Genomic DNA, 14,519 nt, shown 5'->3' with positions numbered 1-14,519 from the left:
GGCCACCTGTGAAAGGTGACCGGCCGCCGTCGTTGGTTCAGCCCGTTGGTTGAGCCAGCGGTCGGATAGCTGCCTGCTACCTGGCGGCTTCCAGCAGTTCGGCGCGGACGGTCCTGGTGGCGCTGACCAGGTTGCGCAGGGACTCTTCGGTCTCGGCGTAGCCGCGGGTCTTCAGGCCGCAGTCCGGGTTGACCCAGAGCTGGCGGGACGGGACGTGCTTGACGGCGGTGCTGAGCAGTTCGGTGACTTCCTGCTCGCCCGGGACGCGCGGCGAGTGGATGTCGTAGACGCCCGGGCCCACGCCGCGGCCGAAGCCGTGGGACTCGAGGTCGTGGACGACCTCCATCCGGGAGCGCGCGGCCTCGATCGAGGTGACGTCGGCGTCGAGGCCGTCGATTGCGTCGATGATGGCGCCGAACTCCGAGTAGCACAGGTGGGTGTGGACCTGGGTGGCGTCCCCGGCGCCGGCGGTGGCGAGGCGGAAGGACTTCACCGACCAGTCCAGGTACGCGGCCTGGTCGGCCTTGCGCAGCGGCAGGAGTTCGCGCAGGGCGGGCTCGTCGACCTGGATGATCTTGATGCCGGCGGCTTCGAGGTCGGCGATTTCGTCGCGGAGCGCGAGGGCCACCTGGTTGGCGGTCTCGCCGAGGGGCTGGTCGTCGCGCACGAAGGACCACGCCAGGATGGTGACCGGGCCGGTGAGCATGCCCTTCATCGGCCTGCTGGTGAGGGACTGCGCGTACTTGGCCCATTCCACCGTGATGGGGGCGCTGCGGGTGACGTCGCCCCACAGGATCGAGGGCCGGGTGCAGCGTGAGCCGTAGGACTGGACCCAGCCGTGCACCGTGACGTCGAAGCCTTCGAGGTTCTCGGCGAAGTACTGGACCATGTCGTTGCGCTCGGGCTCGCCGTGGACCAGGACGTCGAAGCCAAGGTCTTCCTGGAGCTCCACGACGCGCTTGATCTCGTCCTTCATCAGCTGTTCGTACTGTTCGGTGCTGAGGTCCCCGCGGTTGGCGCGGGCACGGGCGGTGCGGATTTCACCGGTCTGCGGGAACGAGCCGATGGTGGTGGTGGGCAGCGGCGGCAGGTGCAGGGCCTTGGTCTGCGCGGCTTCGCGGACCGCGTAGTCCGAGCGGTTGAAGTCCGCGTCGGTCAGGGCGGCGGTGCGGGCCCGGACGTCGGCGCGGCGGACGCCTTCCGCGGTGGCGCGGTCGGCGATGATGCGGGTGGCCTCGTCGATGGCCGGCTGGACATCCCTTGACTGAACACCAGTTGCCGGGTCGGTCAGCAGGCCGGCGAGGGTGACTACCTCGGTGGTCTTCTGGTCGGCGAAGGCGAGCCAGCTGCGCAGCTGCGCGGAGAGCTGTACTTCCTCCTCGACGTCGTGCGGGACGTGCGCGGTGGTGGTGGAGGTGCTGACGGCAAGCGTGGCGACGGACTTTTTCAGCTCGGCGATTGTCTCCGCGGAGGCGGCGAGGTCGTTGCGCCAGATGTTGTGGCCGTCCACGACGCCGGCGACGAGGGTCGTCTCGCCCAGGGCGGCGAGGGCCGCGGCGGAGGGAACTTCGCCCTTGAAGACGTCCAGATGCAGGGCGTCGATGCCGGTCGCCGCGAGGGTGCCCAGCTGGCCGTTGAGCGCGCCGTAGGGGGTGGCGACGAACAGCTGCGGGCGGCTGGCTGCGGCGGAGAGGACCTCGTAGGAGCGGGCGACGGCGGCCTGGATTTCCCCGGCCGGGATGTCCTGGTCCACCACGAGGGCGGGCTCGTCGAGCTGGATCCAGCTCGCGCCGGCGGCGGCCAGCTTCTCCAGCAGTGCGGTGTAGACCGGCAGGATGTCCTCGAGGCGGGACAGGGGGCTGAAGCCGGCCGGGGCGTCGTCGGAGGCCTTGCTCAGCAGCAGGAAGGTGACCGGGCCAACGATGTACGGGCGGGTTTCCACGCCGTTGGCGAGGGCGTACTCGAATTCCTCGACGATGCGGTTGGAGGCCAGCGAGAAGCTGGTGTCCGGGCCGATTTCCGGGACGAGGTAGTGGTAGTTGGTGTCGAACCACTTGGTCATTTCCAGCGGCTGCTGGTCCTTGGTTCCGCGGGCCAGGGTGAAGTAGCCGTCGATGTCGAGCTGGCCTTCGGCGTTCAGGAGGTTGCCGAAGCGGGCGGGTACGGCCCCGAGGTGGGCGGCGGCGTCGAGCACCTGGTCGTAGTAGGAGAAGGTGCCGGGGACGGCTGCGGCTTCGGTGAGGCCCAGACCCTGGAGGCGCCGGGCGGTGCCGAGCTGGATGTCCTTGGCGGCGGCGTCCAGGGCGGCGGCGTCGAGCTTGCCGGCCCAGTAGGCCTCCACGGCCTTCTTGAGCTCGCGGCGGCGGCCGATGCGCGGGTAGCCCAGGATCGAGGCGGACGGGAACGGAGTGGGGTGGAGCGTGTTGTTTGCAGTCATGGGAAGTCCTAAGCGTTGGTGGTGTGGTGCGGAGGGAAGTTGTGGGGCGCTGCAGGCGCCGTCAGCTGGCGAGCTGGCGGCGGCCGGCCGAGCGCCGGTGGTTGCGGCGCGGCCGGGGCAGCGCCAGCTTGTCCAGCACGTCGAGGGCCGCGGTGTGTTCGTTGAAGGTGTAGAGGTGCAGTCCGGGGGCGCCGGCGTCCAGGGCTGCGTTGGCCAGGTCCACGGTGGCGCTGACCCCGATGCGGGTGCGCTCGGTGTCGCTGTCCGCGGCGGCGAGCCGTGCCATCAGTGCCGGGTCCGGCTCGACGCCGGTCAGCTCGCCGAGGCGGGTGACCCGGCGGATGCTGGTGAGCGGCATGACGCCGGGGATGATCGGGATGGTGACTCCGGCCCGGCGGGCCCGGGTCAGCAGGTCCGCGTACTGCTCGGTGTGGAAGAAGACCTGGGTGATCGCGAAATCGGCGCCGGAGCGCTGCTTGGCGAGCAGCACCTCGACGTCGTGCGCAACGCTCGGGGATTCCGGGTGCCGGGTGGGGTACGCGGCGACGCCGACGGCCACCTTCCCGGCGCACAGCAGGGCGGAGCGGCGCTGTTCGACGCGGCGGATGAGCTCGATCAGGTCCTGGGCGTAGCGCAGCGATCCCTCGGGAGGAACGCCGCCGTCCTTGGGCTGGTCGCCGCGCAGGGCCAGGATGCCCCGCACGCCGACGTCGAGCAGTTCACCAATGATCTCGGCGAGCTCCTCCGGGGAGTTGCCCACGCAGGTCAGGTGGGCCAGCGGCCGCAGCGTGGTTTCCTGGACGAGGCGGTTGATGAGTTCGACGGCGGTGTTCCGGTTGGAGCCGCTGGCGCCGTACGTCACCGACACGTAGTCCGGGTCCGTGGCTTCCAGCTCGCCGATGGTCCTCCAGAGCGATTCCGCGGCTGCGGGCGACCGCGGCGGGAACAGCTCATAGGACAGCGCAACGGGGGCCATGCCAACAAGATTTGGGTGGATGTCAATAAGGCTGGGTGGAGACATTTGCGTCCTTGGCTGTGAACACCAACAGCTCTGCCCAAAAACGGGTGCCGTCGGTGAATTGAGTTTGGGGAACACGGAGGGAACTCCAGCAGGACGCAGCCGCGACTGTTACGCCTGATACGAAGTTGTCCGTGAGCAAATGTCAGGCCCACATGGGGGCACCCACACCCTCCTGGGCCGCCGTGGGGCTGGCCTTCAGCGGAGGATCGCTGACACGTTACTGAGGTAACTTGGATAGAACTCTACGGGGCACCCGGAGGGCGGACAAGTCCGCTCCCGAATTAAGACGCACCTTTACGGCATATTTCGGTCCCGGATGGAAGATTCTTCGCCCGGGACGTCACCAGGGCTTGCCCGTGAGCGGTCCGGCGTTGCTGCCGTTGAGATACTCCTCCCGCTGCTGGCCGTGGTTGCGCTCCAGCTGGGCTGACTTTCCGGACTCCCGGAGCTGCTCCAGCTGCGCCTGCATCGGGCCGGCCGGCCCCGAGCTGCCCTGCTCTGCCGTGCCGGGTGCGGGTCCGGTGCCGCCGCTGGCGTCGGGCTGGTTGCGCAGACGCCCGATTCTTTCCGCCAGCCGCTGCGCGGAGGCCTGGAGGCTGTCCCCCGCCTCGTGGTCGGTGCTGTTGGACCCGAAGCAGTCCTCGGAAGCTGCCGTGACCACGGCCAGAGCCTCTTCAAACAGGCGGACACCGTGGTCAGGGCCGGCCAGGCCGGCGCCGCCCAGCCGCTCGATGCTCAGCGCCAGGTTGGCCTGTACCCGGCACTCGTCGGCCGGCGGGGCGCCAGCGAGGGCCGCTTCGAACGCGGTGCGTGCCCCGGCGAAGTCGCCGCGGAGCGCCAGGGCGTCCCCGGCCGCGAAGGGTGCCTTGTGCGGTTCCAGGAAGTTCGCGAAGCCCAGGACCGAGGCAGCCGTGCCCACCGCCGGGGCGTCAGCCCGGGCAAAAGCAGCACTGGCCTGGCCGGAGAACCAGGCCGCGCCGAGCAGTTTCGTGGCCAATACGAGGGCCAGCAGCACGGGAAGCGCGGACCACAGCAGCAGCCGGCGTCGACGACTCATGCGCCAGGCCTTCGTCCGGGGGCCGGTGATCCCAGCGGGGACGCAAGGCGGACGGGCCGGAGCTCCCTGAGCCGGCCGGACACCAGAAGGGTTTCGCGCAGTGCCAGCAGGAACGCGGCGAAAGCCGGAAGCCAGTAGAGTTCCGTCCTGCCGTCAAGGGATTCCCCGGTGCGTTCCAGCGTGCCGGGCGTGGCTTTCTGAAGCATTGGAGCGGTGGCGTCCCCGGCCGCGCGGTGCACATAGGGCACGGCGAGCTGGCGGGCGATGTCCCGCAGTTGGTCCTCGTCGAGGCGGGAGACGGCAGCCGTGCCGGTGGCCGGGTCCTGGATATACGTCTCCGCCGGCCGGGTGGGATCCCCGTTGTTCTCCTTCATCCGGCCGCCATCCCGTGTGCCGTAGCCAAGGACTGCGCCGCCGCTGATCAGGGAGCCGTCAATCCCCAGGGCCTGGGGCGGGGCTGCACTGGTCTGCTCGCCGTCACCAAAGTAGAACACCAGCCGGGGGCGTTCCGGGTGGCTGTCCCGTGCCGCCGCGAGCCGTTCGGCGAGGACCGTGCGGGCCGCGCTGACACTGCTGCCCGTCGAGTACGCGGTGACCTGGGGTCCCAGCACAGACACCGCGGTATCCAGTGCGGAAGTGTCCGCCGTCAGGGGCATCCGCACTGCGGCGCCGGAATCGAAGCTGAGGAGCGAGTATCGGGCCCCGGCGAGGTCCTCGGCGATCGCCCGGATGTCCTTCCGGACGCCGTCGAGCCGTGGCACTCCGGTTCCCCGGCGTCCGGCTCCCTGCCCTCCGCCGGGGGCGTGGTCTTCGGCGACGATGCTGCTGCTGGTGTCCACCACGAAGAACACGTTCAGCCCGGTGGCAGCAGCCTGGGCGGTGCCGCCCGGGACACCGGGCCGGGCGGCGGCGAGCAGGAGCAGCAGTACGAGGCCGCCGCGGAAGAGCCGGTCACGGAGTTCTGCCGGTGCCGGACGGGAACGGGCGAGGACCCAGCCCAGGCCTGCGACGGCCGCGGCGGCGATCGGGCCCATGATCCACCAGGGCAGTACCGGGTTGAACGTCATCGTTTGGTCCCCCCTGATGCCCCGGCGAGGACCAGCCCCGCCAGCAGCGCCACGGCGAGCGGAATTTCGGCGCGGTCGGAGACGACGGCCCGGGGCGCGCCCTGGATTGCCGCGGCCTGGGTTGCCTCGACCCCGGCGACAATGGCGGGAACCGCGTCGGGGCTGTCGAGGGCATAGTAGCCGCCGCCGCTGCCCTCCGCGACGCTGCGCAGCCGGCCGCCGGGCTGTCCCGGCCCGGGGCCGACGTCGTAGTCGCCGGGGTTCAGGGCGTAGATCCGGACGTCCCGGTCTTTGGCCAGGGCGCCGGCGTCCGCGAGCGTGACCAGCGGTGCGCCGGACAGGAAGTTGTCCGTGGCCAGGATGACCGAGCGGGAGCGGCGCCCGCCGTCGTCCGCGTCCTGCGCGGCCGGGAAACCCTGGAGGCAGGACGCCAGGCCGTCGCCGATCAGCGAGGAACCCTCGCCGTTCCACGTCCCGTCGAGGAAGCCGGCGCTGCCGGTTCCGTCGAAGGCGCTCTGCGCCTGCTGCAGCTGTTCGCGCACGTAGCCGTAGTCGTCGGTCAGCGGGAAGACCTGCACGGCGCTGCTGTCGAAGACCGTGAGGCCGATGCGCTCGCCGTTGAATTGCTGGGCGAGCCGGCCGAATACCTCCACCACGGCGGCATCGGCGCTGTTCATCGAGCCGGAGGCGTCCAGGCACAGGATGATGTCCCGTTGATGCTGTTCGGGCCGGACGGTGCTGCGCTCGGCCGGGCGGGCCGCGGCAACGACGGCGGCCACCATCAGTACCGTGCCGGCGGCGGCAAGGAACCGGAGCCGGTTACGGTGCTGCCGCAGGGCCGTCTGGTATTCCGGCAGCCCCGTGAGGCGGTCACTGTGGGCGACCGGACGGCGCCGGGCGCCGCCGGCCCGGCGCCGCTGCCCGAAGAACCAGGCCACGGGGACCGCCGCGGCGGCGGCCGGCAGGATCCACCAGAACATCAGTTCCATGACCGGACCACCTCCCTCGCGGTCCTGGCTGCGTCCGGAACGCCCGGCGCCGGCAGGGCGGCGAATTCCGCCGGGTACATCGCTGCGATGGCGTCCGCCGCGGCCGGGAGGCCGCGGGTCGGTTGATTCCCGGCCGGTGGGCCCTCCGCCCGGAGCTCGGCCAGGGTCATCCGCGTCGCGTCCACTCCGGAGGCATCACGGACAAAGCTGCGGATCAGCAGGCTCAGCTCCTGGTGCGAGGAACGGCTGGTGCGGGTGCCCGCCGCGGCCTCACGGTCCACGGCGTCGATCCGCTGCAGGTAGTCACGCCGGAGCCGGTCCAGATCCGGCGCGGCGAAGGGCACTGGCCGCGCAGCGTCCTGTGCCGCGGGCCGCCGGCGGGTGCTCAGGAAGACAAAGGCATACCAGGCTGCGACGAGCACCAGCAGTCCCAGGGCCGTCCAGGGGAACCAGCCGCTGTAGCCCAGCGGCCCGAAGAAGTCACCGTCCACAGAAGTCACCGAAGTCACCGTCCGCGCCGGTGCCGTTCCAGCAGGCTGAAGACGGCGGGAATCACGTCGTCGCTGCTGCCGGCGTCGGCCTCGGCAATCCCCAGCCGGCGCAGCATGGACTGCCGCACGGTGTCCCGTTCGTCCCGGGCGCGCGCGTAGGCGGCGGCGACGCCGGCGGAGTCCGCCAGCCCGCCAGGCAGGAGTCCGGACCGCGTTCCCGCACGCCTGCCGGAAGCATCGACCTCGAAAGAGTCTTCGCGGGCTCCGCCCCCGAGCAGGTCGGCGTCCCTGACGGTCAGCCACAGGACCTCATGCTGGGCGCGAAGACGTCGGAGCAACCGGTCCGTTTCCGCATCCGGCAGGAACTCGTCGGCGACCACAAGCAGCACCATCCGCCGGGAGAAGTTGCGGGCAAGGTAGTCCAGCTGGGATTCGATCCGGCTCGTCCCGGCGGCCAGCGAGGTGTTGTCGTGGACTTCGCGGAGCAGTCGCTCCAGGTGCGCTTCGCCCGCCTTCGCCGGCAGAGCCCGGGATCCGCCGGAGTCGCCGCAGACCAGCCCGACGGCGTCGCCGTGGCGGTGAGCAAGGTAGCCCACCACCCCCAGGGCGAGGACGGCGATGTCCTTCTTCGGCTCGCCGTCCCGGGACGCGGCGGCCATGTTGCGGCCGGTGTCCGTGACCAGCAGCAGCGTTTGCCGGCGGACCGCGAGATAGCGGCGGACCAGAGGGGAGCCATGCCGTGCGGTTGCCTTCCAGTCCATGTCGCGGACCTCGTCGCCGGGCACATAGGCGCGGAGGTCATCGAAGTCCAGGCTGCGGCCGTGGAAGGCCGAGCCGTAGTGGCCCGCGAGGATGCCGCGGGCCTTGCGGTGCGAGTGGATCGACAGCTTCGACTTCACGCGGTGGAGGAGGGCCGCCATCATCAGGGCGTCTGGACGGCAGCGACGATGGCGTCGATCACGGTCTCCACCGGGACCTGCTCGGCGACGGCCTCGAAGCCGAGGATCAGCCGGTGGCGCAGGACGCGGTGGGCGAGCGATTTAACGTCCTCCGGGATCACGTGGTCCCGTCCGTTCAGCAGGGCCACTGCCCGTGCCGCCTGGCTGAAGGCGATGCTGGCGCGGGGGCTGGCGCCGAACTCGATGAAACCGGCCAGCCGGGCGTCAATGTGCTCGGCGGCGTTGCGGGTGATGAACGCCAGGCCGACGATGTAGCGGACGATCGCGGGGTCGATGTAGACCCGCCGGACAATCTCCTGCAGTTCGCTGATGGACTCAAGCGAGGCCGCCGCGGGAGGTTTCTGCTCCGGGGTGAACACGCCGGCGTCGATCCGGCGGATGATCTCCGCCTCTTCGGCCGGAGTGGGGTAGTCCAGCACGTCCTTGAGCATGAAGCGGTCCATCTGGGCTTCGGGCAGCAGGTACGTGCCTTCCTGCTCGATGGGGTTCTGCGTGGCGAGCACCAGGAACGGGCTGGGCAGCGGGTGGACTACTCCCCCGATCGAGGTCTGGCGTTCCTGCATGGCCTCGAGCATGGCACTTTGGGTTTTCGCGCTGGAGCGGTTGATCTCGTCCAGGAGGACGATGTTGGCGTGGACCGGGCCAAGCAACGTCACGAAGGTGCCCTTGGCGGCGTCGTAAAGCTGGGTCCCGACGATGTCGCTCGGGAGCAGGTCCGGGGTGCACTGGATCCGCCGGAAGTCTGCGCTGATGGCCTCCGCAACGGTCTGGGCGGCGGTAGTCTTCGCCAGCCCGGGGACGCTTTCCAGCAGGATGTGCCCCCCGGTCATAAGCCCGACCAGGAGGGATTCGCGGAGCCTGGCCTGACCCACCACCTTGGCGTCGAAGCTGCGGGAGACGGCCGCCAGGGTCTGCTGCGCCCGGGCCAGTTCTGCCGGCTCAATTCGAACGGCAGCCATAGTCTGAAGCACGTGGAGTCCCCCTGGTAGCTTGTCAGTGGCGTCGGCCCGCCTTGCGCGGCCGCCAACGGCCATCCTATCCAAGCCTGCGCCGGAACTTCCGGCAATGGGGAGCCCTCCCCATCGCGCCCGCGCAGGACTATCCTTTTGCCATGATCCAGCTTCCAGCCAGCTACCAGGAGTACCTCGCCGGCAAGAGCGAGAGTTTCATCAACACGGTCCGGCCCATTCTGATGCAGTCTGCGGCGGACAAGACGCACGGTGTCCGGGTGGTGGTTCACCCGCATGACCACCAGGCGCATCTGGACGGGACGATCCCCTTCGGCACCGTCGTCGAGGACATCGACTGAGGCCACCGACTGAGGCCAGCGACTGAGGCCACCGACCCTGGCCACCGCCGCCGCCGGCAGACCCGGGCCCCCAGCCGGCTTTAGCTCCCCAGCAGGAGGCGCTGCGAGCGGGGCGCCAGTGTGTGTTCCAGCACGAGGCAGGCGGCGCCGACCGCGCCGACATCCTCGCCCACACCGGTGCCGACCACTTCGATCTCATGGATCTTCCGGGTGGCGCTGCCGTCGCGGACCAGTTCCGGGATCCGTTCGAGGTAGCGCCCCGAGAGGCAGGTCCAGAACGGCCCGCCAAAGACCACGCGGTCCACGTCCAGGGCGTTGGTGACGGTCGAGACGGCGCGGGCAACCAGCACGGCGGAGTGGTCGATGATCTTTATTGCCCTGGCGTCGCCGGCGCCGGCGGCGGCACACAGTGCGACGAAGCTCTCCTGGAGGGCTGGGCCGGTCACTTCCGCGAGAGGTCCGTCCAGCACCCCGGCTTCGACGGCCTGGGCCACCAACGCCTGGGGGATGCAGGTGGACTTGATGCAGCCGCGCAGTCCGCAGTCGCAGGGCGCGCCGTCCGGATCAACGATGATGTGCCCGATTTCACCGGCGTTCCCCGACGTGCCGCGCACCACCTCGTCGTTGAGCACGATTCCGCAGCCGATTCCGGTGCCCATGTACATAAAGATGAAGCTGCCCGCGCCGCTGGGGCCGCCCGCCCAGGTCTCAGCCACGGCGGCACTGGTCACGTCCTTGTCCACGATCGTGGACAGGCCGGTGGCCGCGGCCAGGGCATCGCGGAGCGGCACACGGTCCCAGCCGAGCAGGAGCGGAGGGTCGACGACGGTGCCCTCCTCGAGGTCGATCGGTCCGGGCGAGGCGATCCCCAAGCCGGCGATTCTGGCCGGGTCGACGCCGGAATCCGAGATAATCTGCTTGATTTCGGCGGCGATGGTCTCGATGACGGCCCCGGCATCGGTGCCTGCCGGGGTCTTGATCCGGGAATGCTTGACCACCGCCCCGACCAGGTCCAGCACCACGAACGTGGTCACGGCCGGATCCAGATGAACGCCCACGGCGTACATTCCGGAGGAATTGAGCCGGAGCATGGTCCGTGGTTTACCCGGTCCGGTGCCTTCCTTGCCGGCCTCATAGATGAGGTCCTGGTCCAGCAGGCGGCGGGAGATGTTGGAGATCGTCTGCGGGGACAGCCCGACGATCTGGGCCAGCTCGACCCGGCTCAGGCCGGCGGGGGAACGCCTGATGGCGTCGAGGATCACCGTGAGGTTAAAGTCCCCCATTCGGGGCAAATTGGTTCCGCGCCTCGGCGAGGGCTGGCGGATCTCAGTCACTGATACCCCTAAACGTTTTGGCTGCGCAATGCTTATGTCAGAATCGTACGTTACGCCCCTGTGACCGCACACACGCCGGCTTCATAGTTCAGCGGGTCTTCGGGTGCTTGCCGTCACGGTGAATTTGGGGTTCCTGCCCACCTCACGGGTCGGGCCGATCAGGCGCTGCAGCGCGGGCTGGTAATGCAGGTGGCTGTTGAACACCGTCCAGAGCTCCCCGCCGGGCGCGAGGACCCGTCCGGCCGCCTCAATGAGTTTAAGGCCGGCCCCGGCATGCACCGCCGCGCCGACGTGGAAAGGCGGGTTAAGCAGGATCAGGTCGGCGTCACCGGCCGGCAGCAGGCCCATGGCATCGTCCTGGAGGACGGTGATCTGCGCGTCCAGGCCGTTGGCTTCCGCCGTCGCCCTGGCGGAGTCGACAGCGGCCGCGGACTGGTCGGTGGCAGTGACCCGGGAGCCCGGATTGCGGCGGGCGTACATGGCCGCGAGGATCCCGGTGCCGCAGCCCAGGTCGATAGCGTGCCGTGCCGGCGGCATCTGGGGCAGGAACTCCAGCAGGAACCGGGTGCCGATGTCCAGCCCGGTGCCGGCAAAAACAGCGCCGCGGGCGCACACGGTCAGTCCCAGTTCAGTGTTGTCTACGGCGGCGGGGAACGGCGGGGCGCCGGTGGCCGGCCGGGGGCGGCGGGCCAGCAGTATCCGGGACTTTTGCCGGGCCCGCTGCGGCTGGACCTCGCTGAAGTGCCGCTCGAGCACGGCATTCATGCCCAGGCTCATGTGTTTGACCCGGCCGCCGGCCAGCACCACGACGTCGGGGTGGGCGTGCCGGGCGATGGCGTCGGCGATCTCCTCCAGCTCCGCCAGGGACTTGGGCAGCTGGACGAGCACCAGGGTGGCTCCGGCCAGGAGCCCGGCGCCGAGCGGGAACTGTTCGAAGCCGCCGGCGACACCCAGCCTGCCGGCGTTGTGGCGGAGGGCACGCTCGCCGGTGATGAGGTCCTGGTGCACACGGACCGGGTGGGTCAAAGTGTTGGCGGAGTCCGGGGTGGCCCCGGCGGGACTGGCTGCGTCGGCGGGACCGGCGGTGCCGGGGCGGCCGGCGGCGCGGAGGGCAAGGGCCCCGAGGGTCAGCGCGCCGTAACGGTCCCCCACAATGGCGAGCCGGCTGCCGGGGCGGAGGAAGCCGGTAGCGGGCAGCTCCCCGGCGGTGTCCAGGAGGAGCTTGTCCGTGGCGTCCCAGGCCTGCAGGTTGGCCGCCTCCACATCCGGGAACCGGCCCAGCCGGGAGAAGAGGGATTCAAGATCGTTGTCCGCCACGCGCGAGCTGCCGCCTTTAATGAGTCAGGGTGTCCGGGCCTGGAGGTTGCGGACCCCTGCCAATTTATCCTGTTCCAGCAATTTATCCTGCTCCCGCAGAAATTGCAGGATCCCCGCGACAGCCGTCCGGCCGGCCCGGGTGGCGCCGATCGTGGACGACGACGGCCCGTAGCCCACCAGCTGGACCCGCGTTTCCGCGGCCACCCGGGTGCCGGCCATGGCGATTCCGCCGCCTGCGCCGCGCAGGTTCAGCGGGGCGAGGTGGTCGAGCTCGGCCCGGAAGCCCGTGGCCCAGAGGATCACGTCGGCTGCGAGGAAGCTGCCGTCGGCCAGCCGCACTCCCCCGGGCTCGATGGCGCTGAACATGGGCTGGCGCTCCAGTACGCCGCGGGCGGCGGCCGCGCGCAGTGCCGGGGTCCAAATCAGGCCGGTGGCGGCGACGACGCTCTGCGGCGGGAGTCCCTGCCGCACGCGTTCCTCGACGAGGGCGACGGCGTCGTGCCCGGCCTTCCGGTCGAAGGCGGCGTCCCGCCAGACGGGTTCCCGGCGGGTAAACCAGCTGGTGCTGGCGACGCGGGAGATTTCGTCGAGCAGCCCGACGGCGGAGATATCGCCGCCGACCACAATCACGTGCCGGCCGCGGAATTCGTCGGCGGAGACGTAGTCCGCGACGTGCAGCTGCCGCCCGCGGAAGCCGGCCTGGCCCGGGTAGATTGGCCAGAACGGCCGGGTCCAGGTGCCGGTGGCGTTGATGATGGCCCGGGCGGACCAGTCGCCGCGGGAGGTGGTGATCCGCAGCCGGCCGCCCGGGTTTTTGTCCTCCGGGGCGACGGTCCGGACCCTGACGGGTCGTTCGATGGCCGGCGCGAGTTGGTCTTCGTAGCCCCCGAAGTAGCGGGTGAGGAAGCTTGAGCTGGCTTCCTTCGGGTCGACGTCGGGTTGCGGGATGCCGGGCAGGTCGCTGATGCCGTTCACAGTGGCCATCAGGAGGCTCTTCCAGCGGTGGCGCCAGGCCCCGCCGGGGCCGTCCTCGGCGTCGAGGACGATGTAGCGGTAGGCCGGATCCCGTTCTTCGGGGCCCGTCCCGGCCGGGGCAAAGCCCCGGCGCTGCAGGTGGTAGGCGGCGGAGAGCCCGGCCTGGCCGGCGCCGATGACGACGACGTCGGCGGACCGGATCCCGCCCTCAATCCCGGCGGACATGTCGGTCAGATCTTCTTGACCACGCTGGATTTCAGCTGCATGGGACCGACGCCGTCGACTTTGCAGTCGATGTCATGGTCTCCGACGCCGTCGACCAGCCGGATACCACGGACCTTGGTGCCGACCTTGATCACCGTGGAGCTGCCCTTGATTTTGAGGTCTTTGATGACCGTGACAGTGTCCCCGTCGGCGAGGATGTTGCCGACGGCGTCCTTGATCGGCTTTGGTTCCTGGTCGCCGGACTCTGCCTCCAGGACCGGCGACCACTCATGCGCGCACTCCGGGCAGACCAGGAGCGCCCCCATCTCGTAGGTGTATTCGCTGGAGCATTCGGGGCACGGGGGCAGGGTCTCATTCACGCCCCCAATATTAGTCGAGCGGCAAGGCCGGGGCCCGCGGAGCTGCATTGCTAAGCTGGCCTCTCCCCAGCGAAGGCGGCGCCTCATGGCCGACACCCCGGTTCACTCCCACCACGACGGTTCCAGGCTGCGCCGTGGCCGGCGGACCGCGGGCCGGCTGCTGCTGGGCGGGTTCCTGGTCCTGGCCGGCGTCAGCCACCTCAGCTGGAACCGGGAGGCCTTCTATGCGCAGGTGCCGCCCTGGCTGCCGCTGGACAGGGACTTCGTCGTGGTCGCGTCCGGGCTGGTGGAGATCGTCCTCGGCGTGGGCCTGCTGCTGCTCAGGCGGCGCCGGGTGGCCCTCGGCTGGATTGTTGCCGGCTTCTTCGTGGCGGTCTTCCCGGGCAACATCTCGCAGTTCGCCACGGGTACCAATTCGTTTGGCCTCAATTCGGACCTGAGCCGTGGAATCCGCCTGCTCTTCCAGCCGCTGCTGGTGCTGTGGGCCCTGTGGTCCACAGGCGCGTGGCAGGCCTGGCGGGAGAGCCGGCGAACCGGCCAGTGATCCGCTGCGTGCCCGCACGTGAACCGCTGCCCGGGCGGCGGGGCTCCGCAAAATTCCCGCAACAATACTCGCAACAAAAAAGGAGGCCCTGCTCAATGAGCAGGGCCTCTTCGGTGGAGCTGAGGGGACTCGAACCCCTGACCCCCTGCATGCCATGCAGGTGCGCTACCAGCTGCGCCACAGCCCCGAACTTGCCGGGAAAAACCGTCCTGTGAAGGACCGGATTCCCTGAAGCAACCTGTTTATCTTAAACCACAATTCCGGTTCACGCGAATCGGCGCGCCGGTCCGGGATAAAAGCCTCGGGACACCGGCTTTTCCCGGCGTTTGGCTCCGGATCGAGAAAAATCCGCCGGAATCTTTCGATTCCGGCGGATTATCCGGTGGAGCTGAGGGGACTCGAACCCCTGACCCCCTGCATGCCATGCAGGTGCGC

At 69.8% G+C, this 14,519-nt stretch carries 14 protein-coding genes and 1 tRNA gene; 2 read left to right on the top strand and 13 right to left on the bottom strand.

Features of this window, described 5'->3' with window-relative positions; translation table 11 throughout:
* Positions 1 to 76 precede the first annotated feature (76 nt).
* The 8 genes from metE to QCD75_RS20400 form a co-directional block, all read right to left on the bottom strand.
* Entirely contained in the window at positions 77 to 2,437 is a 2,361-nt protein-coding gene (gene metE, locus QCD75_RS20435; RefSeq protein WP_301231308.1) for a 5-methyltetrahydropteroyltriglutamate--homocysteine S-methyltransferase, read from the bottom strand.
* Between the two features lie 61 nt (positions 2,438 to 2,498).
* Positions 2,499 to 3,458: a methylenetetrahydrofolate reductase gene (locus tag QCD75_RS20430; protein WP_301231307.1), complete on the bottom strand. Its 960-nt coding sequence runs from the start codon at positions 3,456 to 3,458 to the stop codon at positions 2,499 to 2,501.
* A gap of 340 nt (positions 3,459 to 3,798) precedes the next feature.
* Positions 3,799 to 4,515 (bottom strand): hypothetical protein, encoded by a 717-nt coding sequence (locus QCD75_RS20425; protein WP_301231305.1) that lies wholly within the window; start codon positions 4,513 to 4,515, stop codon positions 3,799 to 3,801.
* Positions 4,512 to 5,582, bottom strand: a complete 1,071-nt coding sequence (locus tag QCD75_RS20420; protein WP_301231303.1) for a vWA domain-containing protein — start codon at positions 5,580 to 5,582, stop codon at positions 4,512 to 4,514. Before QCD75_RS20420 ends, QCD75_RS20425 begins: the two co-directional genes overlap by 4 nt.
* On the bottom strand, positions 5,579 to 6,571 hold the full coding sequence (locus tag QCD75_RS20415) for a vWA domain-containing protein (protein WP_301231302.1): 993 nt from the start codon (positions 6,569 to 6,571) through the stop codon (positions 5,579 to 5,581). The genes QCD75_RS20420 and QCD75_RS20415 overlap by 4 nt, the downstream gene beginning before the upstream one ends.
* Positions 6,562 to 7,071 carry a hypothetical protein gene (locus QCD75_RS20410; protein WP_301231301.1) on the bottom strand — a complete coding sequence of 170 codons (510 nt, stop codon included), beginning with the start codon at positions 7,069 to 7,071 and terminating at the stop codon, positions 6,562 to 6,564. The genes QCD75_RS20415 and QCD75_RS20410 overlap by 10 nt, the downstream gene beginning before the upstream one ends.
* A gap of 5 nt (positions 7,072 to 7,076) precedes the next feature.
* Positions 7,077 to 7,982: a DUF58 domain-containing protein gene (locus QCD75_RS20405; protein WP_301231309.1), complete on the bottom strand. Its 906-nt coding sequence runs from the start codon at positions 7,980 to 7,982 to the stop codon at positions 7,077 to 7,079.
* A gap of 2 nt (positions 7,983 to 7,984) precedes the next feature.
* Positions 7,985 to 8,980, bottom strand: coding sequence for an AAA family ATPase (locus QCD75_RS20400; protein ID WP_301231300.1), 996 nt, complete (start codon positions 8,978 to 8,980; stop codon positions 7,985 to 7,987).
* Between the two features lie 152 nt (positions 8,981 to 9,132).
* On the opposite strand from QCD75_RS20400, the gene QCD75_RS20395 reads away from it, so the two are divergent.
* The gene (locus QCD75_RS20395; protein WP_301231299.1) at positions 9,133 to 9,330 is read left to right on the top strand and encodes a hypothetical protein; all 198 of its coding nucleotides are present in this window, start codon (positions 9,133 to 9,135) and stop codon (positions 9,328 to 9,330) included.
* Positions 9,331 to 9,410: 80 nt separating this feature from the next.
* Here the strand turns inward: QCD75_RS20395 and QCD75_RS20390 are convergent, their stop codons facing one another.
* The 4 genes from QCD75_RS20390 to QCD75_RS20375 form a co-directional block, all read right to left on the bottom strand.
* Positions 9,411 to 10,613, bottom strand: a complete 1,203-nt coding sequence (locus tag QCD75_RS20390; RefSeq protein WP_301231298.1) for an ROK family transcriptional regulator — start codon at positions 10,611 to 10,613, stop codon at positions 9,411 to 9,413.
* Between the two features lie 132 nt (positions 10,614 to 10,745).
* A complete protein-coding gene (locus QCD75_RS20385; protein ID WP_301231297.1) occupies positions 10,746 to 11,981 on the bottom strand; it encodes a class I SAM-dependent methyltransferase in 1,236 nt (411 codons plus the stop codon).
* 24 nt (positions 11,982 to 12,005) lie between these two features.
* Positions 12,006 to 13,181 (bottom strand): NAD(P)-binding domain-containing protein, encoded by a 1,176-nt coding sequence (locus QCD75_RS20380; protein ID WP_301231296.1) that lies wholly within the window; start codon positions 13,179 to 13,181, stop codon positions 12,006 to 12,008.
* A 5-nt stretch (positions 13,182 to 13,186) separates the two neighbouring features.
* Positions 13,187 to 13,540 (bottom strand): zinc ribbon domain-containing protein YjdM, encoded by a 354-nt coding sequence (locus QCD75_RS20375; protein ID WP_301231295.1) that lies wholly within the window; start codon positions 13,538 to 13,540, stop codon positions 13,187 to 13,189.
* Positions 13,541 to 13,625: 85 nt separating this feature from the next.
* On the opposite strand from QCD75_RS20375, the gene QCD75_RS20370 reads away from it, so the two are divergent.
* Positions 13,626 to 14,084, top strand: coding sequence for a DoxX family protein (locus tag QCD75_RS20370; RefSeq protein ID WP_301231294.1), 459 nt, complete (start codon positions 13,626 to 13,628; stop codon positions 14,082 to 14,084).
* A gap of 114 nt (positions 14,085 to 14,198) precedes the next feature.
* Here QCD75_RS20370 and QCD75_RS20365 read toward each other — a convergent pair.
* Positions 14,199 to 14,271, bottom strand: a tRNA-Ala gene (locus QCD75_RS20365).
* Positions 14,272 to 14,519: the final 248 nt, after the last annotated feature.

Origin of the sequence: Arthrobacter sp. PsM3, assembly GCF_030433895.1 — a bacterium.
In the GTDB taxonomy this organism is placed as follows: Bacteria; Actinomycetota; Actinomycetes; order Actinomycetales; family Micrococcaceae; genus Arthrobacter.
The sequence above is the reverse complement of the archived record's forward strand: the minus strand, read 5'-3'. Positions and strand labels throughout refer to the sequence as shown.